The 18,817-nt window shown below is 35.3% G+C and carries 19 protein-coding genes; 7 read left to right on the top strand and 12 right to left on the bottom strand.

The annotated features are described in order from the left end of the window. Position 1 precedes the first annotated feature (1 nt). The 9 genes from rpsS to rpsL all read right to left on the bottom strand — a co-directional run bounded on the left by rpsS (position 2) and on the right by rpsL (position 6,249). Positions 2 to 280, bottom strand: a complete 279-nt coding sequence (rpsS, locus tag YWA_RS0109915) for a 30S ribosomal protein S19 (RefSeq protein ID WP_022828360.1) — start codon at positions 278 to 280, stop codon at positions 2 to 4. Positions 281 to 286: 6 nt separating this feature from the next. After that, positions 287 to 1,111 (bottom strand): 50S ribosomal protein L2, encoded by an 825-nt coding sequence (gene rplB / locus YWA_RS0109910; RefSeq protein ID WP_022828359.1) that lies wholly within the window; start codon positions 1,109 to 1,111, stop codon positions 287 to 289. Positions 1,112 to 1,117: 6 nt separating this feature from the next. Further along, positions 1,118 to 1,408: a 50S ribosomal protein L23 gene (gene rplW / locus YWA_RS0109905; RefSeq protein WP_022828358.1), complete on the bottom strand. Its 291-nt coding sequence runs from the start codon at positions 1,406 to 1,408 to the stop codon at positions 1,118 to 1,120. Positions 1,409 to 1,415: 7 nt separating this feature from the next. Further along, the gene (gene rplD / locus YWA_RS0109900) at positions 1,416 to 2,045 is read right to left on the bottom strand and encodes a 50S ribosomal protein L4 (protein WP_022828357.1); all 630 of its coding nucleotides are present in this window, start codon (positions 2,043 to 2,045) and stop codon (positions 1,416 to 1,418) included. After that, complete coding sequence (gene rplC, locus YWA_RS0109895; RefSeq protein ID WP_022828356.1) at positions 2,045 to 2,662, bottom strand: 50S ribosomal protein L3; 618 nt, start codon at positions 2,660 to 2,662, stop codon at positions 2,045 to 2,047. The genes rplD and rplC overlap by 1 nt, the downstream gene beginning before the upstream one ends. Before the next feature lie 156 nt (positions 2,663 to 2,818). Then, entirely contained in the window at positions 2,819 to 3,124 is a 306-nt protein-coding gene (gene rpsJ / locus YWA_RS0109890; protein WP_011963470.1) for a 30S ribosomal protein S10, read from the bottom strand. 10 nt (positions 3,125 to 3,134) lie between these two features. Further along, a complete protein-coding gene (gene fusA, locus YWA_RS0109885; protein ID WP_022828355.1) occupies positions 3,135 to 5,291 on the bottom strand; it encodes an elongation factor G in 2,157 nt (718 codons plus the stop codon). 8 nt (positions 5,292 to 5,299) lie between these two features. Continuing rightward, positions 5,300 to 5,776 (bottom strand): 30S ribosomal protein S7, encoded by a 477-nt coding sequence (gene rpsG / locus YWA_RS0109880; protein ID WP_026718729.1) that lies wholly within the window; start codon positions 5,774 to 5,776, stop codon positions 5,300 to 5,302. Between the two features lie 89 nt (positions 5,777 to 5,865). After that, positions 5,866 to 6,249 carry a 30S ribosomal protein S12 gene (gene rpsL, locus YWA_RS0109875; RefSeq protein WP_022828353.1) on the bottom strand — a complete coding sequence of 128 codons (384 nt, stop codon included), beginning with the start codon at positions 6,247 to 6,249 and terminating at the stop codon, positions 5,866 to 5,868. A 288-nt stretch (positions 6,250 to 6,537) separates the two neighbouring features. Between rpsL and YWA_RS0109870 the strand changes: the two genes are divergently transcribed. The 6 genes from YWA_RS0109870 to rlmB all read left to right on the top strand — a co-directional run bounded on the left by YWA_RS0109870 (position 6,538) and on the right by rlmB (position 14,991). Then, a complete protein-coding gene (locus YWA_RS0109870; protein ID WP_022828352.1) occupies positions 6,538 to 8,184 on the top strand; it encodes a BamA/TamA family outer membrane protein in 1,647 nt (548 codons plus the stop codon). Positions 8,185 to 8,279: 95 nt separating this feature from the next. After that, positions 8,280 to 11,471 (top strand): SusC/RagA family TonB-linked outer membrane protein, encoded by a 3,192-nt coding sequence (locus YWA_RS0109865; protein WP_022828351.1) that lies wholly within the window; start codon positions 8,280 to 8,282, stop codon positions 11,469 to 11,471. Positions 11,472 to 11,481: 10 nt separating this feature from the next. Next, positions 11,482 to 12,924, top strand: a complete 1,443-nt coding sequence (locus tag YWA_RS0109860; RefSeq protein ID WP_040472176.1) for a SusD/RagB family nutrient-binding outer membrane lipoprotein — start codon at positions 11,482 to 11,484, stop codon at positions 12,922 to 12,924. 15 nt (positions 12,925 to 12,939) lie between these two features. Further along, positions 12,940 to 13,680, top strand: coding sequence for an immunoglobulin-like domain-containing protein (locus YWA_RS0109855; RefSeq protein ID WP_169627255.1), 741 nt, complete (start codon positions 12,940 to 12,942; stop codon positions 13,678 to 13,680). A 10-nt stretch (positions 13,681 to 13,690) separates the two neighbouring features. Beyond that, on the top strand, positions 13,691 to 14,188 hold the full coding sequence (locus YWA_RS0109850) for a lipid-binding protein (protein ID WP_026718727.1): 498 nt from the start codon (positions 13,691 to 13,693) through the stop codon (positions 14,186 to 14,188). Positions 14,189 to 14,256: 68 nt separating this feature from the next. Next, the gene (gene rlmB / locus YWA_RS0109845; protein WP_022828347.1) at positions 14,257 to 14,991 is read left to right on the top strand and encodes a 23S rRNA (guanosine(2251)-2'-O)-methyltransferase RlmB; all 735 of its coding nucleotides are present in this window, start codon (positions 14,257 to 14,259) and stop codon (positions 14,989 to 14,991) included. Positions 14,992 to 15,044: 53 nt separating this feature from the next. Here rlmB and YWA_RS14920 read toward each other — a convergent pair whose 3' ends face one another. Then, on the bottom strand, positions 15,045 to 15,821 hold the full coding sequence (locus YWA_RS14920) for a rhomboid family intramembrane serine protease (protein ID WP_022828346.1): 777 nt from the start codon (positions 15,819 to 15,821) through the stop codon (positions 15,045 to 15,047). A gap of 132 nt (positions 15,822 to 15,953) precedes the next feature. Here YWA_RS14920 and YWA_RS0109835 point away from each other — a divergent pair, with 132 nt between their 5' ends. Next, the gene (locus tag YWA_RS0109835) at positions 15,954 to 17,231 is read left to right on the top strand and encodes a replication-associated recombination protein A (RefSeq protein ID WP_022828345.1); all 1,278 of its coding nucleotides are present in this window, start codon (positions 15,954 to 15,956) and stop codon (positions 17,229 to 17,231) included. Between the two features lie 160 nt (positions 17,232 to 17,391). Here the strand turns inward: YWA_RS0109835 and YWA_RS0109830 are convergent, their stop codons facing one another. Next, on the bottom strand, positions 17,392 to 18,108 hold the full coding sequence (locus YWA_RS0109830; protein WP_022828344.1) for a hypothetical protein: 717 nt from the start codon (positions 18,106 to 18,108) through the stop codon (positions 17,392 to 17,394). A gap of 19 nt (positions 18,109 to 18,127) precedes the next feature. Beyond that, positions 18,128 to 18,817, bottom strand: coding sequence for a YjjG family noncanonical pyrimidine nucleotidase (locus YWA_RS0109825; protein WP_022828343.1), 690 nt, complete (start codon positions 18,815 to 18,817; stop codon positions 18,128 to 18,130).

Raw genomic sequence — 18,817 nt, 5'->3', positions numbered from 1 at the left:
TTTATTTTTTACCTTTATTTTTTGCTCCAGCGTGACCTCTAAATGATCTAGTTGGTGAAAATTCTCCTAATTTGTGACCTACCATGTTTTCTGTTACGTAAACAGGTACGAACTGACGACCGTTGTGAACAGCGATAGTTTGTCCAACAAAATCTGGGGTAATCATTGAAGCTCTAGACCAAGTCTTAACCACTCCACCTTTACCGCTTTCAATATTTTCTTGAACTTTCTTATCTAATTTGTAATGAACGAAAGGTCCTTTTTTTAATGAACGTGCCATATCTTATTATTTCTTTCTACGTTCTACAATATATTTGTTACTCGGGTTTTTCTTAGAACGAGTTCTATAACCTTTAGCAGGAATACCGTTTCTTGAACGTGGATGTCCTCCTGATGAACGACCTTCACCACCACCCATTGGGTGATCGACAGGGTTCATAGCTACTGGTCTAGTTCTAGGTCTTCTACCTAACCATCTTGATCTACCTGCTTTACCAGATACAATTAATTGGTGATCAGAGTTAGAAACCGCTCCAATTGTAGCCGAACAAGTCAACAAGATCAATCTTGTTTCCCCAGAAGGCATTTTAATTGTTGCATATTTTCCGTCTCTTGCCATTAATTGAGCAAAAGTTCCTGCTGAACGAGCAATAGTTGCTCCTTGACCTGGACGCAATTCAATACATGAAATTACTGTTCCAAGTGGAATTTTACTTAATGGAAGGGTATTACCGATTTCCGGAGAAGCATCTGCACCAGAAACTAATTTCTGACCCACTTGCAATCCATTTTGTGCGATAATATAGGTTTTTTCTCCATCAGCATAAGCTAATAAAGCAATAAAAGCTGTACGATTCGGGTCATATTCAATCGACTGTACTTTAGCTGGAATTCCATCTTTAGTACGTTTGAAATCAATGATACGATATCTTTGCTTGTGACCACCGCCGACATAACGCATGGTCATTTTTCCTTGACTATTTCTACCTCCTGAGTTTTTTATCGGTGCTATCAATGAGCGCTCCGGCTTATCAGTTGTAATGGCGTCAAAACCATTCACAACTCTAAATCGCTGACCCGGGGTAATAGGTTTTAATTTTCTTACTGACATTTTATCTTAGATATTGTTGTAAAAATCAATTGTTTCTCCTTCTTTTACTTGAACCATTGCTTTTTTATAAGCGTTGGTTTTTCCACTGATTAAACCACTTTTTGTGTATTTAGTAGTTCTATCTGGACGTACGTTCATTGTATTAACTGAAACTACAGTTACTCCATAAGCAGCTTCAACAGCTTTCTTAATTTGTACTTTGTTTGCTTTTTTATCTACAACGAATCCGAAACGGTTAGAAACTTCACTTTCTTTGGTTACTTTTTCAGTTACTATAGGCTTCATTATGATGCTCATATTCCTATTATTTACTTAAATTTTCTTCAATTCCTTCTAAAGAACCTTCTAACAATATAAGATTGTTAGTGTTCAAAATAGCGTAAGTACTTAATTCTAAGTGACTTACAACGCTAGAAGTTTTTAAATTGCGTGAGGACAAATATACATTTTTATTTGAATCACCCACTACAAATAACGATTTTTTATTCTCTAACCCTAAAGCTTTCAAAACATTGATGAAATTTTTAGTGTTTGGAGTTTCAAAATTGAAATCTTCTAGAACGATAATATTAGACTCTTTTGCTTTGATTGAGAAAGCTGATTTACGAGCTAAACGTTTCACTTGTTTATTCAATTTGAATGAATAACTACGTGGACGTGGTCCGAAAATTGTTCCTCCACCTTTAAACAAAGGGTTTTTAATACTACCAGCTCTAGCTGTTCCTGTTCCTTTTTGCTTTTTAATCTTACGAGTACTTCCTTTAACTTCGGCTCTTTCCTTAGCTTTGTGAGTACCTTGTCTTTGATTAGCAAGATATTGCTTAACATCAAGATAGACTGCGTGATTATTTGGCTCAATTGCGAATACTGAATCAGAAAGAGTAATCGATCTGCCAGTTTCTTTTCCTGTGATATTTAAAACTTTTACTTCCATTACTTCTGAATGATTACATAAGAGTTAATGTGTCCTGGAACACAACCTTTAACTAAAAGTAGGTTTTTATCTGCAACCACTTTCAACACTCTTAAGTTTTGAATAGTTACATTATCAGTTCCCATTCTTCCTGCCATACGCATTCCTTTGAATACTCTAGAAGGATAAGAGGAAGCTCCTACAGATCCTGGTGCTCTCAAACGGTTGTGTTGTCCGTGAGTAGCTTGTCCAACACCACCAAAACCGTGACGTTTAACAACCCCTTGGAAACCTTTACCTTTTGATACACCTTGTACATCAACAAATTCGCCTTCTTGAAAAAGGTCTACAGTGATTACCTCACCTAATTTGTGTTCATTTTCGAAGTACTTGAATTCAACGACTTTTTTCTTAGCAACAGTACCTGCTTTTTTAAAGTGACCTACGGCCGCTTTAGTAGACTGTTTCTCTTTTTTGTCATCGAAACCAAGTTGCAACGCTTCATACCCGTCAACACCTTTGGTTCTGACTTGGGTAACTACGCATGGTCCCGCCTCAATAACAGTACAAGGAATGTTTTTCCCGTTCTCGTCAAAGATGCTTGTCATGCCAATTTTTCTTCCGATTAACCCAGACATAATATTAATTATTAATTATTAAATATAAAATAGAACGCAGCTTTTAACCGAACCCTAATTTTTTTGAGGTGCAAAAGTATAACTTATTTACACACAATCCAAAAAAACTTTTGTTCGTCTAAAAGCAGCGTCCTTTTATTTCTTTTGAACTACTACTTAAACTTTGATTTCAACTTCTACTCCACTTGGCAACTCTAATTTCATAAGAGCGTCAATTGTTTTTGAAGAGGAAGAGTAAATGTCAATTAATCTCTTGTATGACATTACTTCAAATTGTTCTCTCGCTTTTTTATTAACGTGTGGAGAACGTAGTACAGTGAAAAGTTTTTTGTGAGTTGGCAATGGAATTGGACCCGTTACAACTGCACCAGTACTCTTAACAGTTTTTACAATCTTTTCAGCAGACTTGTCTACCAACATGTGATCGTAAGATTTTAGTTTTATTCTGATTTTTTGACTCATTTTCTTTGAATTAAGCGGTTCCTTTTGCTTTTTTAATTACAGCTTCTGAAATATTCGAAGGTGTTTCTGCGTAGTGAGAAAACTCCATTGTAGAAGTAGCTCTACCCGATGACAATGTTCTTAATGTAGTTACATAACCAAACATTTCAGATAAAGGCACATCCGCTTTAATAGTTTTAGCACCGCTTCTGTCACCCATGTCGTTAACTTGACCTCTACGACGGTTAATATCACCTACGATATCTCCCATGTTTTCTTCTGGTGTAATAACTTCCATCTTCATGATTGGCTCAAGAATAACAGCACCAGCAGCTTTAGCTACTTCTCTGTATCCCATTCTAGCAGCTAATTCAAAAGACAATGCATCTGAATCCACAGGGTGGAAAGATCCGTCTGTCAAAGTAACTTTCAAACTATCAACTTGGTATCCAGCTAATGGACCCGCTTTCATAGCTTCTCTAAATCCTTTTTCAACAGAAGGGATATATTCTTTAGGAACGTTACCACCTTTAACAGCGTTAACGAATTGCAATCCAACTGGAGTTTTACCGTCCACTTCATCAGCAGGCTCTAATGTAAAAACGATATCACCGAATTTACCACGACCTCCAGATTGCTTCTTGTACGTCTCTCTGTGTGTTGCAGACCTTGTGAACGCTTCTTTGTATTCTACTTGAGGTTCACCTTGATTCACTTCAACTTTAAACTCACGTCTCATACGATCGATAAGTACATCTAAGTGAAGCTCACCCATTCCAGAAATAATAGTTTGACCAGAAGCCTCATCTGTTCTTACTGTAAATGTTGGATCTTCTTCAGCCAATTTAGCTAAAGCCATACCCATTTTATCAACGTCAACTTTAGTTTTAGGCTCAATTGCAATACCAATTACTGGATCTGGGAATTTCATTGACTCAAGAATAATTGGGTGCTTTTCGTCACACATTGTATCTCCAGTCTTGATATCTTTAAATCCAACTGCTGCTCCAATATCACCTGCTTCGATAAAATCAATTGGGTTTTGCTTGTTCGCGTGCATTTGGTAGATACGAGAAATTCTTTCTTTGTTACCTGAACGTGTATTCAAGATATAAGAACCCGCATCTAAACGTCCTGAATAAGCACGGAAGAAAGCTAAACGACCTACGAAAGGATCGGTAGCAATTTTAAATGCTAATGCAGCGAATGGCTCAGTTACAGAAGGCTTACGCAAAATAGGCGTTTGGTCTTCTTCTAACAAATCAGCATCATCTGGATGAATTCCCCAAATACCTTCTTTCTCCATTGGAGACGGCAAGTATTTACAAACTGCATCTAATAAAAACTGAACTCCTTTATTTTTAAATGATGAACCACATAACATAGGAATAATCGCCATGTCAATAGTAGCTGCTCTTAAAGCTTTGTTGATCTCCTCTTCAGTAATAGAAGTTTCATCTTCCATGTACTTGTCCAAAAGATTTTCATCATAATCAGCTACTGCTTCAATCAAAGTTGAACGGTATTGTTTCACTTCGTCCAACATATCTGCAGGAATGTCAACAATATCATACGTTGCTCCGTGATTTTCATCATGCCAAATAATGGCTTGATTTTTCACCAAATCCACAACACCTTTGAAATCGTTTTCTTCACCGATTGGCAAAGTGATTGCAACTGCATTAGACTTTAACATGTCTCTTACTTGTTGACAAACGCTTAAAAAATTAGATCCTTGACGGTCCATTTTATTTACGAATCCCATACGAGGCACACGGTACTGATCAGCAAGTCTCCAGTTTGTTTCAGATTGAGGCTCAACACCATCAACTGCACTAAACAAGAAAACCAATCCGTCAAGTACACGAAGCGAACGGTTTACCTCTACGGTAAAATCCACGTGACCAGGAGTATCGATAATGTTAAAGTGGTAAGAAATAGATTCCGGAAGTGCTTTACCTTGCTTTGAAGGGAAATTCCACTCACAAGTTGTAGCAGCAGAAGTAATGGTAATACCACGTTCTTGCTCTTGCGCCATCCAGTCCATTGTTGCAGAACCTTCGTGCGTTTCACCAATTTTGTGATTTTTTCCTGTATAAAAAAGGATCCGCTCAGTTGTTGTTGTTTTACCAGCATCAATATGTGCAGCGATTCCAATGTTTCTTGTATATAATAAGTCTCTAGCCATCTTTTTAATTAAAATCTAAAGTGAGAGAATGCTTTGTTCGCTTCAGCCATTTTATGAGTATCCATTCTCTTTTTAACAGCAGCACCTTCTTCTTTAGCAGCAGCTAAAACTTCAGAAGCTAGTTTTTGAGCCATAGATTTCTCATTTCTTCTACGTGCATAAAGTATCATCCACTTCATAGCCATAGAGATCTTGCGATCTGGTCTAATTTGCATTGGAATTTGGAATGTAGCTCCACCTACTCTACGACTACGTACTTCTACGTGAGGCATAACGTTTGTTAGTGCATCTTTCCAGATTTCTACTGAAGATTTTTCAGCATCTTGCTTTTTTGCTTCTACGATATCCATTGCATCATAAAATACTTTAAAAGCTGTTGATTTCTTACCATCCCACATTAAGTTGTTCACAAAACGCGTTACCAATTGGTCATTAAACCTTGGATCTGGCAAAAGTGGTCTTTTTTTGGCCGCTCTTTTTCTCATTTCTTTTCGTTGTTTTGCTTTAGACAATAAAATAAAAGCAATAAGACTAACTTACTACTTAAACAAATTGCTTCAAGCGTGTTTTAGATTTACTTTTTTGCTTCTTTTGGACGTTTCGCTCCGTATTTTGATCTACGTTGCGTTCTTCCCGCTACACCTGATGTATCAAGCGCACCACGTACAATGTGGTATCTAACTCCAGGTAAATCTTTTACTCTTCCACCCCTAACTAATACTATCGAGTGCTCTTGTAGATTGTGTCCTTCACCTGGGATATAAGCATTTACTTCATTACCATTTGTCAAACGTACACGCGCTACTTTACGCATTGCAGAGTTTGGTTTTTTTGGTGTTGTAGTGTAAACACGCGTACATACCCCTCTTCGTTGAGGACAAGAATCTAAAGCAACCGATTTACTCTTCTTAGTCATCTGAGTTCTTCCAGTTCTTACTAATTGTTGAATTGTTGGCATAATTAATACTAAAAATTTCTTAAATATAATTTTCCCGCTTTTTACGGGGTTGCAAATGTAAAAAAGTTTTTTCTAAAATCAAATCATAATTCATTAATTTTCAATCACATTAATAAAGATTTAATTTTATTAGGACACGACATCAATTTTTACTTTAATTTTACATCACTAATTTCTGCACATTTTCTGCTATTTAGCGTTCTAACTTAATACACAATTTAAAATTTACGTTTATCAGAACGTGGTTCCTATTCAAAATGAAAAACATTTTTATCCAAATTTAATCTGTTGAAAAAAGTAATTCTATTTCTTCTGTTATTTATAGGTCAAAATAATTTTGCCCAGCAACTTTCGTTAAAAATTAATGGCACCTCAAAAATAGAATCCACAACAATCGATTCAGTAGGTTACCAGAAAAAGCATTCAAATGCGAAAAACATTCTTGAGGAAGTACAACAATTCTCTAACAAGCTGCTTCAAATTGGCTATCTCGAACATGAATTAGTTGATTCAAAAAAAATAAACGACAGTTTATACCAATATAATTTCAATTTAGGAATCCAAACAAAATTGATACATATATATGTAGGAAAAACGTTCACTTACCTTTTATTTAAAAAAGACACACTTATCCTACCAATACATAAAACCGAATTATTCTTACAACAAAAATTAGCTGAACTGGAATCAAAGGGATATTCCCTCGCTACGCTACAATTAACCGACTTTAAAAAAAGCAACAATCAACTGTTCGCAACTTTAAAAATTGACGCAAAGGAAAAAAGGATTTTAAATGAAATTGTAATTAATGGATACGATAAATTCCCTGAAGGACATAAAAAAAACCTGCAACGCCTCTACCGAAAAAAGACCTTCAACAAAAGCAATTTAAATAAAGTATACACCGATTTTAGTAATTTCAGATTTACAACCCAAACACGCTATCCGGAAATTCTATTTACAAAAGACAGCACAAAAGTATATGTATATTTAGAAAAAGCGAAAGCCAACCGGTTTGATGGTTATATCGGTTTTGCAAATGACGAAGAAAGCAAACTCAAATTCACAGGTTATTTAGATTTATCATTAATCAATGTTTTAAATTCTGGAGAAGAATTTAGTTTGTATTGGAAGAGCGACGATAATAAGCAAGTCACATTTAATGCAGGAATTGAAATTCCCTATGTATTTAAAACACCATTAGGAATTAAAGCAAATCTGAATATTTTCAAGCAAGATAGTTTGTTTCAAAATACAAAAACTGCGATTGATTTAGGCTACTATTTTAATTACAACAAAAAACTATTTATCGGCTATCAGTCAACAGAATCAAGCGACATTCAAAATACTGCTAATTTATTGATTAGTGATTATGAAAGTAAGTTCGTTACCACAACGTTTGAATATAAAAACTATACAGATGAGCGACTGTTTCCACAGAAAACAAAATTTATTTTTAAAACAGGCTTCGGAAGTAGAACATCAAAATTAGAAACAAATAGTCAAACTTTTTTCGAACTAAATATGAGCCATGATTTATATCTGAATAAGAGAAATGTGGTCAATCTAAGAAGCGAAAATTTTTATTTATCAAGTTCTAATTTCATTACAAACGAACTGTATCGTTTTGGAGGAATTCAATCCATTAGAGGCTTTGCCGAAAATAGCTTACAAGCAAATACGATGGCCTCGCTGATGACTGAGTATCGTTTCATTTTATCGTCAAATTTATATATGCACAGCGTTTTGGACTACGGATTTTACAAAGACGACACTAATTCTACTACAAATAACTTATTAGGACTGGGTTTTGGCGTCGGAATTGGGTCGAAAAACGGTCTTTTAAACCTCATTTACGCTAACGGAAGCATCAATCAACAAGCGATAAAACTAGCAAATTCAGTAGTTCAGATTAAGTTTATAACGAAATTTTAATAGTCCCTTCACATTAACCATAAAAATTGTGATTTTATTTTAGGTTTTTTAACCTAGATTTTAGAATTTTGAAATATTAAACTAAATCAAATAATATGAAATCTAAATTAACGAATTACCTAGCGCTACTTTTGGTGCTAATTGGGCAATTTGCTTTTGCACAAGAAAGGAGTGTTAAAGGAACCGTGACGGACAACGACGGCCTACCACTACCTGGCGTAAGCATTTTAGTCAAAGGAACTTCAACAGGAACGCAAACAGACATGGATGGTAAATTTTCTATCCTGGCGTCCCCAACTCAAGTTTTAGTAGTTACTTACATTGGTATGAAAAGCCAAGAAGTAAAAGCTACTTCTCAGAATTTAACGGTTAAATTGCAAGATGATGCAACCGAATTAGAAGGAGTTGTTGTAACTGCTTTAGGTATTAAAAGAGATAAAAAAGCTCTTGGATATGCCGCCACAACAATTAGTAAAGAAGACATTACTAATGTTGTAACAAACAATCCACTAGAAAGTTTATCTGGAAAAGTGGCAGGAGTTGACATTAGTGCTCCTACACAACCTGGAGCTTCTACAAAAGTAATCGTGAGAGGTATTGGTTCTATTTCTGGAACAAATCAACCACTTTACGTTATTGATGGAACACCTATTAACAACTCAGCTAGTGGATCTACAAGTACTACTAGATCTTTTGATGGTGGTACAGGATTAAACGATCTTGATCCAAATAGTATTGAGAAAATTACCTTTTTGAAAGGATCTGCTGCAACAGCTTTATACGGCTCAAGAGCTGGTAGAGGTGCTGTTATCATCACAACTAAAAAGGGAAAAAATAGTTCAAAAATAAACGTTGATTTTGTTACATCTTTAGATGTCAATGAAGTAGCGCGAGTTCCACACTTGCAAAATCAATTTGGACAAGGTTGGAATGGACAAGGTTTCTCTCAATTGTCAACTGGTGCAGGACCAAGTAATGAGAATGGATCTTGGGGTCCAGCATTTAATGGTGAAATCAGACCTTGGGGAACTGTTTACGACAATTCTCAACAAATCAAACCGTATGTAGCATTAAAAGACAATGTTAGAGATTTTTACGAAAAAGGTTTGACTACAACTAACTCTATTAACATTAGTGGTGGTGGTGAATTTTCTGATTTCTCTTTAGGTTTTACAAATATGGATAGCGATGGTGTTATCCCTACTAATTCAGATGCTTTTGTTAAAAGATCGTTCACATTTAATGGAGGAATCAAAAACGAAAGAACATCGATCAGAACGAACATTAATTTCACGAACAGAGATCAAAATGCGGTTAACACTGGACAAGGTGACGACGCTGGAGAAGGATCTACTTTGATGCAAGATTTGCTTCAAATTCCTCGTGATGTAAGTGTAGTAGACTTTGCTGATTATCAAAATAATCCGTTTAATACGCCAAGTTATTATTTTACTCCTTATTCTGCTAATCCGTATTTTTCACTTAATGAAAATTCAACAAAAATACTTGGAAATAACTTATTTGGAAACATCAATATCAACCACAAAATCACTGATAACTTATCAGCAAGCTGGCAAGTAGGTGGTAACTATAGAGTTGAAAATGTTAAAAGTTACGGTGCAATAGTAAATTATTTACCTGGTTCTGCTCAGGATCTAGGTGCTGCAAACCCTGTTGTTGGTGGTGTAACTGAAGGTCGTGTTGAACGTTCAGAATTTGATACCTATTTCAATCTTAACTACGATCGTATGTTAAGCGAAGATTTCAAATTAAACCTTTTAGCAGGTATTAGTTACAATCAAAGAGAAGGAAATACACTTTACGCTAGCGTAACAGGATTAGATGTTCCTAATTTTTACGAATTATCAAATAGTGCAAACCGTCCTGAAATTTCACAAAACAATTCTTTGAGAAGAACTTTTGGTTACTACGGTCAAGCAGAACTTTCGTTTAAAGAGCGTTTATTTTTAACATTAAGTGGTAGACAAGATAAAACGTCTACACTTCCTACGAATAACAACTCTTACTTCTATCCAGCAGCTTCATTAAGTGGAATTGTTATTGACAACGGAGCTAATTTCTTAAAATTACGTGGTGCTGTTTCTCAAGTAGCAAACGACACTGATCCTTACCAAACGGAATCTTCTTTAGTAACTGGTAATGCTGCAGCAAATTTCGGACTTATTTCTTCTCCTTTTGGTGGAATTAATTTTTACGAACTTTCAGGAGTATTGGGTAATATTAACCTAAAACCAGAAAGAACAACGGAATACGAAGTTGGTTTTGAAGCAAGTTTATTCAGAAGAAAAGTTACGTTTGACGTTTCTTATTACAACAGAAAAACAGAAGATTTAATCGTAGCTGTGCCACTTGACCCTTCTACAGGTTATTCTTCACAAGCATCAAACATTGGTGATGTTGTAAATAAAGGTATTGAAGTTGCAGTTGGTTTAACACCATTCAAAACAGATAATTTTAGTTGGAACTTAAACTATACTTTCGCTAAAAACGACAATGAAGTTACTAGAGTAAACGGCGGTTCAAGAATCGAAATTACCAAAGCATACGGAATTACATTTGCTGCAGAAGAAGGAAGACCTATTGGTTCTTTTTATGCACAAGTACCTGTTGTTAATGCAGATGGTCAGTATGTAGTAAATCCAGATACAGGTTATTACAAAGTTACTGACGAATTAGAGTATGTGGCTGATGGTCAAAGAGATTTCATCATGGGTCTTCAAAATACACTTAAATACAAAAACGTTTCTGTATCTTTTGGATTTGATTGGAAACAAGGTGGGAAAATGTATTCTTACACTAAAAGATTGTCTCATTTCGTAGGAAACGGTATTGAAACAGCTTACAACGATAGAAATACATTCATCATTCCTAACTCGGTAAATGAAGTTGTAGATGGGACTGGAAATGTTACAGGTTATACTGAAAACACAACACCAATTACTTTTGAAAACATCACAAACTTTTGGGGAAATACCTCTAACAATCCTGGTGTTGAAAAAGACCATTTAATTGACAAAACATTTATTAGATTAAGAGACATCAGCTTGTACTACGATTTTAGTTCTAAAATTGCTGAACAAATTGGTCTAACTAAATTATCAGTAGGTGTTTATGGAAGAAACTTATTCATGTGGACTCCAGCAGAAAATCCTTATATTGACCCAGAAGTTACTTCTTACGGAAATGATTTATTAAGTGAATTTGGTGAGTTTGGAGCGAATCCTTCTCAAAGAGTTTTTGGTGGTTCAATTAAATTATCATTCTAAAAAAAAAATCATGAAAAAAATATTTTTATTATTTACAGCTTTATCAATCTTCACCGCATGTAGTGATGAAGATTTTGATATCAACAGAGACCCGGATAATCTAAGTGCCGATGGCGTAGCATTATCTGTTGAGATGCCGTCAGGAATGGTGGGTCTTGCTGGAGCACAAGGTTCTTACTACGCTTTAGTAGGTGGATTTTGGTCCCAATATTGGACACAAAGTAATGCTTCAAATCAGTACAAGAATATTGATGAATATTCTATTGGAACAAATGATTACGAAGGTGGTTGGACAGCAATGTACGATGCATTAGGTGACATTAGAAATGTAAAAAAACTTGCACTACAACAAGAGAACTGGAATTATTATTTAATTGCTACAACTTTAGAAGTACAAGCATCTCAAATAATGGCTGATTTTTATGATCAAATTCCATATACAGAAGCGAACAATCGTGAAATCTTAACACCAAAATTCAATACAGGTGAAGAAGTTTACGACCTAATGGTTGCTGATATGAAAGAAGCATTGTCTAAAGATTTAGCTTCTTCATTGGGATCTGCTCCAGCAGCAGATGATTTCATTTTTGGTGGAAATATGAGTAACTGGAAAGCGTATGCAAATACGTTACTTCTAAAATTATATTTAAGACAAAGTGAAAAAAGACCTTCAATTGCACAACAGGGAATTAATGAGTTATTTGCTGCAAATGCAGATTTCTTAAATACTGATGCTGCTTTAGTTCAATTCGAGGATGCTCCAAGTAGAAGTAATCCTTTATTTGAATCAGACAGAAGACAATTGAATACTAAAACAAATTTACGTGCTAGTACGACTTTATTTTCTTACTTAACTCAAAACTCTGATCCACGTGTTGCGAAATTTTACGATGCAGGACTTGCTTTGAATCAAGGAGACTTTAATAGTTTATCAGCACCAACATCTTTTGCAGTAGTGCATTTAGAGGCATTGACACCTGTTTACTTTATGAGTCAAGAAGAAAGTTTGTTTTTGCAAGCAGAAGCACTAGAGCGTTACAGCGGTGGCGCTGGAGCTAAAGCGAAGTATGATGCAGGAGTTCAAGCGGCTTTTTCTAAATTTGGCGAAAGCGGTGCTTCATTTGTTGCAGCGGCTGGTGCTTACGAGTATCCAACTGCGGGAACTTTGAGTGCTAAGATTAAAGCTATTATTACACAGAAATGGGTATCAGGATTCCCTGGAAATGGTTTTGAATCTTTCTTTGAACAAAACAGAACAGGATTTCCATTAGTTTCAGCAGTACCACAATCTAGCCCTAGTTATGTTTCAGGAGAGTTTGCATACTCACTAAACGGTACAACAGGTGGTGTATTCCCAAAAAGAATGGTATTCCCAGCTAACGTAAAAACAAGAAATCCAAATTGCCCAGCTTTAGAAACAGTAAAAGTTCCTGTTTGGTGGGATGTTAACTAATAAAAAAAAATGATTATGAAAAAAATAATTTCAATTTTAGTCGTAACATTATTACTGGTCTCTTGTTCTAAAGACGACTCAGGAGATGTTTCACAAATTACGTATTATCCGCAATTTACACTGATAGGAGATGATGTTATCTTCGTTGATAAAGGTGCAGAATTTGTTGACGAAGGTGTTATCGCAAAAGAAGGCGATACTGAAATACCTTATACAACAGCAATCACTGGTAAATATAGAGGAGGAACTACAATCGACACGGATGTAGTTGACATTTATCAAATAGTTTACACAGCAGTAAACCAGGATGGATTTTCAGGTTCAATCTCTAAAACAGTTTATGTAATTGAGACAGGTGATTTAGTAAACAGTATTGCAGGATTGTACACTTCTACAGTTACTAGAAATGGAACAGGTGGTGCGGCATATACAAACATGAAATATGTTTTGATTTGGCAGAAAGCTGACAATACGTACCAAATCTCTGACGCATTTGCTGGATGGTACAGTATTGGACGTGCTATCGCTGGATCAGATACTTCTGGAGGAATTATTGTAGCAAATAATATTGCAACAAATGATTTCAGTTTTCCTGCAACTTTAACGAATGCCTATTTTGGCGGTGTATCAAATATTACGGGACTTACAGTAACACCTGCAACTAAAAAACTTGTGATGACCACTTCATGGGATGCTCCAGGAAATCCTCCAACCCCTTATTCTTTTACAGCAACTTTAACACAAGTTCCACTATAATACTATGAAAATGAAAAACATAAAAAACAATTTTATTAAAGTACTTTTTGGAATTGTACTATTCAGTTCTGTTACCGCGTGTGATGAAGGGGGCGATGCAACTGCAGGACAAACAAACACTGGGCAATTTGCTGGTGACTGGTTCATCTCACTTACAGATACAGATGGTGATTTAGTTGTAGACCATGCACTACACTCCACTTACAATACGTCAGCTAATGACAATACGATGTGGATTGATGATAAGGAAAATGGATATTACATCAAAGCAAAATTTACAATTAACGATGATGGTACTTTTTCATCACCTGAAACCGATAATCTTTTGGATCCAGGTACAACTGTAACTATAACAGACGGAAAAATTGAGAAAGATGGTGCAGTATCTCAAGGTGGACATACTGTAAACAAAATCTCTTTTAGAGTGCACTTTAGTTACGATCCTCCAGGATACGATATTTTGTATGAAGGTCATAAAAGAACTGGTTTCTTAGAAGACGAATATTAATACAAGTATTTTTAATTAGTTAAAACCATCCGCCAAAAACGGATGGTTTTTTTTATTACATTTGCACTATGGAAAAAGAACATTTGATTTTTGGGATTCGGGCAATTGTAGAAGCCATTACAGCAGGTAAAGAAGTAGATAAAGTGTTTCTTCAAAAAGACGCTCAAGGCGAATTGATGAAGGATTTATTGAAAGTAATGAAACGCAACAACGTCAACTTTACTTATGTTCCTGTCGAAAAATTAAATCGATTGACGCCAAATAACCACCAAGGTGCCGTTGCAACCATAGCACCAATTTCCTTCGTGGACATTGAAACATTAATAGAAACAGTTCTTGAGAAATCAAAAACACCTTTGTTCTTGGTTTTAGATCAAATATCTGACGCTAGAAATTTTGGAGCAATAATTCGTACGGCAGAATGTACGGGTGTTGATGGAATCATTGTTCAAAAATCCGGTGCTGCTCCAGTTAATGGCGACACGGTAAAAACTTCTGCAGGAGCGGTTTTCAACATTCCTATTTGTAGAGTTGAACATATTAAAGACGCGATTTTCTTCTTACAAGGATCCGGAATAAAAACAGTTGCTGCAACGGAAAAAACAGATCAAACTATTTACGACATCGCATTAAATGAACCAATTGCAATTATTATGGGTTCAGAAGACAGAGGGATAAATCCTTCTGTTTTGAAAATTGTTGATGAAAAAGCAAAGTTACCTATGTTTGGAACGATCGGTTCTTTAAACGTTTCTGTAGCTTGTGGCGCTTTTCTTTACGAAGCGGTTCGTCAGCGAAAATAAACGACAAATAAACATATTCAAAGCACGATTTAGTTCTAAATCGTGCTTTTTTTTTATTCTAAACTTTCTTCTTCCTTGAAGTGATATATAATCTTATACTGATTTACAGCCGTTGAATGTTGGTACATATTAGCGTGAATTAAATCCTCGACTACCTCTGGTTTAGGAGCATTTACAAAAATCCCATTTTCATCAAAACGCTCCATGAATTTGTCACCTTCGCAATTATAATCAGGTTGTTCCCAATCGTATTTTAGAAATTTCTTATAATCCGGTGTTTTGTAAAAAATAGCCATTCCGAAACCAGTAAGCAATCCAGCTAAATGTCCTTCCCATGAAATTCCATCTTCGATGTCGGGAAAGACATACCAAATCATTCCACCATAAAGCATAATAATGACTAAAGACAAAGCGACTAATCTGTAGTATTGTGAACGCAAACCTTTAAAAAACATGAAGCTCACCAATACATAAATCAATCCACTCGCTCCAATGTGATAGGATTCTCTAGCAATTAACCAAGTTAGGAATCCGGAAAACAAAATTCCATACCCTAAAACATTCCAGAAATTACCTCTGTAAAAATAACGCAGTGAAGCCATTAATAAGAACGCTGGAATTGTATTGCTGTATAAATGTTCAATACTACCGTGTAAGAACGGACTGAATATAACACCTCTCAAACCTTCTAACGTTCTTGGATAAATACCAAAGTCGGATAGATTGTAATTGAATCTGATTTCAAACCAATACACTGTCCAAATGGATAGTACAAAAAGCAGCGGTAAAACTAAAACAGATAAGGAAAATTTAAAATGATTTTCATTCATGTATAAAAACTTAAACACACAGTCAAGGCGTAATTCCCTCTTAAGTTATCAAGAAGTCCTCCAAAAATAAATGTATGTTAATGTGTCATAATTTACAAAATTCAAGTCAATTATTTTGAGTAATTTTACACGATGGAAGCACCTTTAGCAGAACGTATTCGTCCTCAAGTTTTAGAAGACTACATCAGTCAGTTGCATTTAGTAGGACCCGAAGGCTCGTTAACGCAACAAATAAATAAAGGAATCATCCCTTCGCTCCTACTTTGGGGGCCGCCAGGAACAGGAAAAACTACCTTAGCAGAAATCATTGCTAAAGAATCCAAACGTCCATTCTTTGTATTAAGTGCGATCAATTCCGGCGTAAAAGACATTCGTGAAGTGATTGACAAAGCCAAGCAAAGTGGTGGAATGTTTACCACTAAAAACCCCATTTTATTTATTGATGAAATCCACCGTTTTAGCAAGTCGCAACAAGATTCTCTTCTTGCCGCTGTTGAAAAAGGTTGGATTACGTTAATTGGTGCTACAACCGAAAATCCCAGTTTCGAAGTGATTCCTGCTTTACTGTCTCGCTGTCAGGTTTATATTTTAAATCCATTTTCAAAAGACGATTTATTGGCATTGCTTCATCGCGCAATGGAAATAGACCATTACTTAAAAAGCAAAACCATTGACCTAAAAGAAACGGAAGCCCTACTTCGACTTTCAGGCGGAGACGGTCGGAAATTACTCAATATATTCGAATTAGTAATCAATGCTTCGCAAACAGACGACGTCGTAATTACAAACGAAATGGTGATGAAGTTGGTGCAGAAAAACACTGTTTTGTATGACAAAACAGGCGAACAACATTATGATATTGTTTCTGCTTTTATAAAATCAATTAGAGGAAGTGATCCCAATGCTGCCGTTTATTGGCTTGCTAGAATGATTGAAGGCGGTGAAGACGTAAAGTTCATTGCGCGACGAATGCTGATTCTTTCAAGTGAAGATATCGGTAATGCGAACCCAACTGCTTTTGTGATGGCGAATAATACTTTTCAAGCGGTTTCCACCATTGGCTATCCTGAAAGTCGAATTATTTTAAGTCAGTGTGCTGTTTATTTAGCAACTTCTCCCAAAAGTAATGCTTCCTATCTCGCCATCGGAAAAGCACAAAAATTAGTAAAGCAAACCGGAGATTTACCCGTTCCAATTCATTTGCGGAATGCACCAACCAAACTGATGAAAGAGTTGGGTTATGGTGAAGAATACAAATATTCACATGATTACGACAATAATTTTGCCGATCAAGAGTTTCTTCCGGACGAAATTAAAAACACAGCATTTTACGTTCCGGGTAATAATTCGCGAGAAAACGCTACGAAAGAATTCCTAAAGAACAGATGGAAAAACAAATACGGTTACTAAATTAATATGGAATTTATTCCTTTTCAAAATTTACTTAAGCTGAAGTTTTCCTATGGTTTTTCAATTATAGAAAGAGTCAATACCTTTATTAAGTGGTATGTTGTTTCGAAGTTTTTGTTTTTAAAATCCCTTTGGGAGAATTGCAAAATATAAATTATTTCTAAAACTTAATAGTCAACTTCTCTGAAATAAGTTGGTCGTTCACATAATACTCAAAAAACCACTCCCCATTTTTTTTGAAAACAACGCCATTTTTTGTTTCTGAAGTAGCGGTATAATAATCCGCTTGCGAAGTTCTAAATATTTTTAAAACAACTTTAGGCGTGGTATCAATTAACTGAAATCCATTCGCAATTGGTTGAGCGAACAATGCGTTTTCCATTACAATTTCCGTTTTCTCAACTGCAACAGGCACGCTTAGTTTTAAGGCTGGACCAACTTCTTCCATTTTTTTGCCATCAAATTTGTAGTTTAAAGCTTTCACTGATTGCAAAGCTTCTTCTAAAGCTTCGGCATATGCTGTTTTATAATCTTTCACTTTACTACTTCCTACTGCAGACTGATAAATTATCGCTTTTTTACAGTCTTTAAATACTACGTATAATTTCGTTGAAAATAGTCCACTTACGTTTACGACATCTACATTTAAATAACGACAACGCTCGTCGTAATTTGTTTTTAATTCATCTGAGGTATAAAACGCTTTAAAGCCATATTGCTCTAAACGGAATTTAACCAAAGTGTTCAAACGATATTCGTTTTCACTTTCTTGAAATTCAAATCTCGTGGGAACGATCACAAATTCATACGCATTTATATTTTGTGCAAATGAGACAGCGGTACACAAACTGAATAGTAATAAAAATATATTTTTCATAATTGAAATTCTAATGGAATTATAGGTATTTTTTTAAATCTAACAAATGACTGATTTGTTTAATCGTCTTATCTTCTAAAACTTGTGGAATTTCACTGAACAAAATTGCATCAATTCCACAATTAAGCGCTCCTAGAACATCGGCATGAATGCAATCGCCAATCATCACGCTTTGTTCTTTTTTTGCGTTCGCTTGTTGCAACGCATATTCATAAATAATAGGATTCGGTTTTTTCACTCCAGCAGATTCACTGTTGGTTACTGTCTTAAAATAAGGAGTCAAATTAGAATTTTTTAATTTATAGTTTTGCAAGTCTTTAAAACCATTGGTAATAATATGCAAGTTATACTTGGGCTTTAAATACTCTAAAAGCTCAATGGTTCCTTCGAAAAGAAATGTGTTTTCAGGTAAAAACGCAATGTAATCGTCTGCTAAAACACTTATTTGCTCTTCGTCAACAATCTTATTCAACAAGGCAAATGTTTCTTGTAAGCGACCCAAACGCATTTGTTGCTTGGAAATTTTATCATCACGAAACAAATCCCAATACCTGTAATTTATAGGAACATAATGTTCTAGAAATGCAGCATGATCCACATCAATATTATTCTTGTGCAAAATTTTCGCAAAAGTCAAAGCAGAATTTTTTTCAAAATCCCAAAGTGTATGATCTAAGTCAAAAAAAACGTCGGTAATTGTAGTTTTCAA

Origin of the sequence: Flavobacterium antarcticum DSM 19726 (assembly GCF_000419685.1) — a bacterium.
Classification (GTDB): domain Bacteria; phylum Bacteroidota; class Bacteroidia; order Flavobacteriales; family Flavobacteriaceae; genus Flavobacterium; species Flavobacterium antarcticum.
The sequence above is the reverse complement of the archived record's forward strand: the minus strand, read 5'-3'. Positions and strand labels throughout refer to the sequence as shown.

Bases quoted from the DNA above. Each gene is read 5' to 3' on its own strand.
- rpsL (WP_022828353.1), bottom strand. From the start codon at position 6,249: ATGCCAACAATTCAACAATTAGTAAGAACTGGAAGAACTCAGATGACT.
- rpsG (WP_026718729.1), bottom strand. From the start codon at position 5,776: ATGAGAAAAAGAGCGGCCAAAAAAAGACCACTTTTGCCAGATCCAAGG.
- rplC (WP_022828356.1), bottom strand. From the start codon at position 2,662: ATGTCTGGGTTAATCGGAAGAAAAATTGGCATGACAAGCATCTTTGAC.
- rplW (WP_022828358.1), bottom strand. From the start codon at position 1,408: ATGAGCATCATAATGAAGCCTATAGTAACTGAAAAAGTAACCAAAGAA.
- rpsJ (WP_011963470.1), bottom strand. From the start codon at position 3,124: ATGAGTCAAAAAATCAGAATAAAACTAAAATCTTACGATCACATGTTG.
- YWA_RS0109835 (WP_022828345.1), top strand. From the start codon at position 15,954: ATGGAAGCACCTTTAGCAGAACGTATTCGTCCTCAAGTTTTAGAAGAC.
- rplB (WP_022828359.1), bottom strand. From the start codon at position 1,111: ATGTCAGTAAGAAAATTAAAACCTATTACCCCGGGTCAGCGATTTAGA.
- rplD (WP_022828357.1), bottom strand. From the start codon at position 2,045: ATGGAAGTAAAAGTTTTAAATATCACAGGAAAAGAAACTGGCAGATCG.
- YWA_RS0109830 (WP_022828344.1), bottom strand. From the start codon at position 18,108: ATGAAAAATATATTTTTATTACTATTCAGTTTGTGTACCGCTGTCTCA.
- YWA_RS0109860 (WP_040472176.1), top strand. From the start codon at position 11,482: ATGAAAAAAATATTTTTATTATTTACAGCTTTATCAATCTTCACCGCA.
- YWA_RS0109865 (WP_022828351.1), top strand. From the start codon at position 8,280: ATGAAATCTAAATTAACGAATTACCTAGCGCTACTTTTGGTGCTAATT.
- YWA_RS14920 (WP_022828346.1), bottom strand. From the start codon at position 15,821: ATGAATGAAAATCATTTTAAATTTTCCTTATCTGTTTTAGTTTTACCG.
- rlmB (WP_022828347.1), top strand. From the start codon at position 14,257: ATGGAAAAAGAACATTTGATTTTTGGGATTCGGGCAATTGTAGAAGCC.
- YWA_RS0109855 (WP_169627255.1), top strand. From the start codon at position 12,940: ATGAAAAAAATAATTTCAATTTTAGTCGTAACATTATTACTGGTCTCT.
- rpsS (WP_022828360.1), bottom strand. From the start codon at position 280: ATGGCACGTTCATTAAAAAAAGGACCTTTCGTTCATTACAAATTAGAT.
- YWA_RS0109850 (WP_026718727.1), top strand. From the start codon at position 13,691: ATGAAAAACATAAAAAACAATTTTATTAAAGTACTTTTTGGAATTGTA.
- fusA (WP_022828355.1), bottom strand. From the start codon at position 5,291: ATGGCTAGAGACTTATTATATACAAGAAACATTGGAATCGCTGCACAT.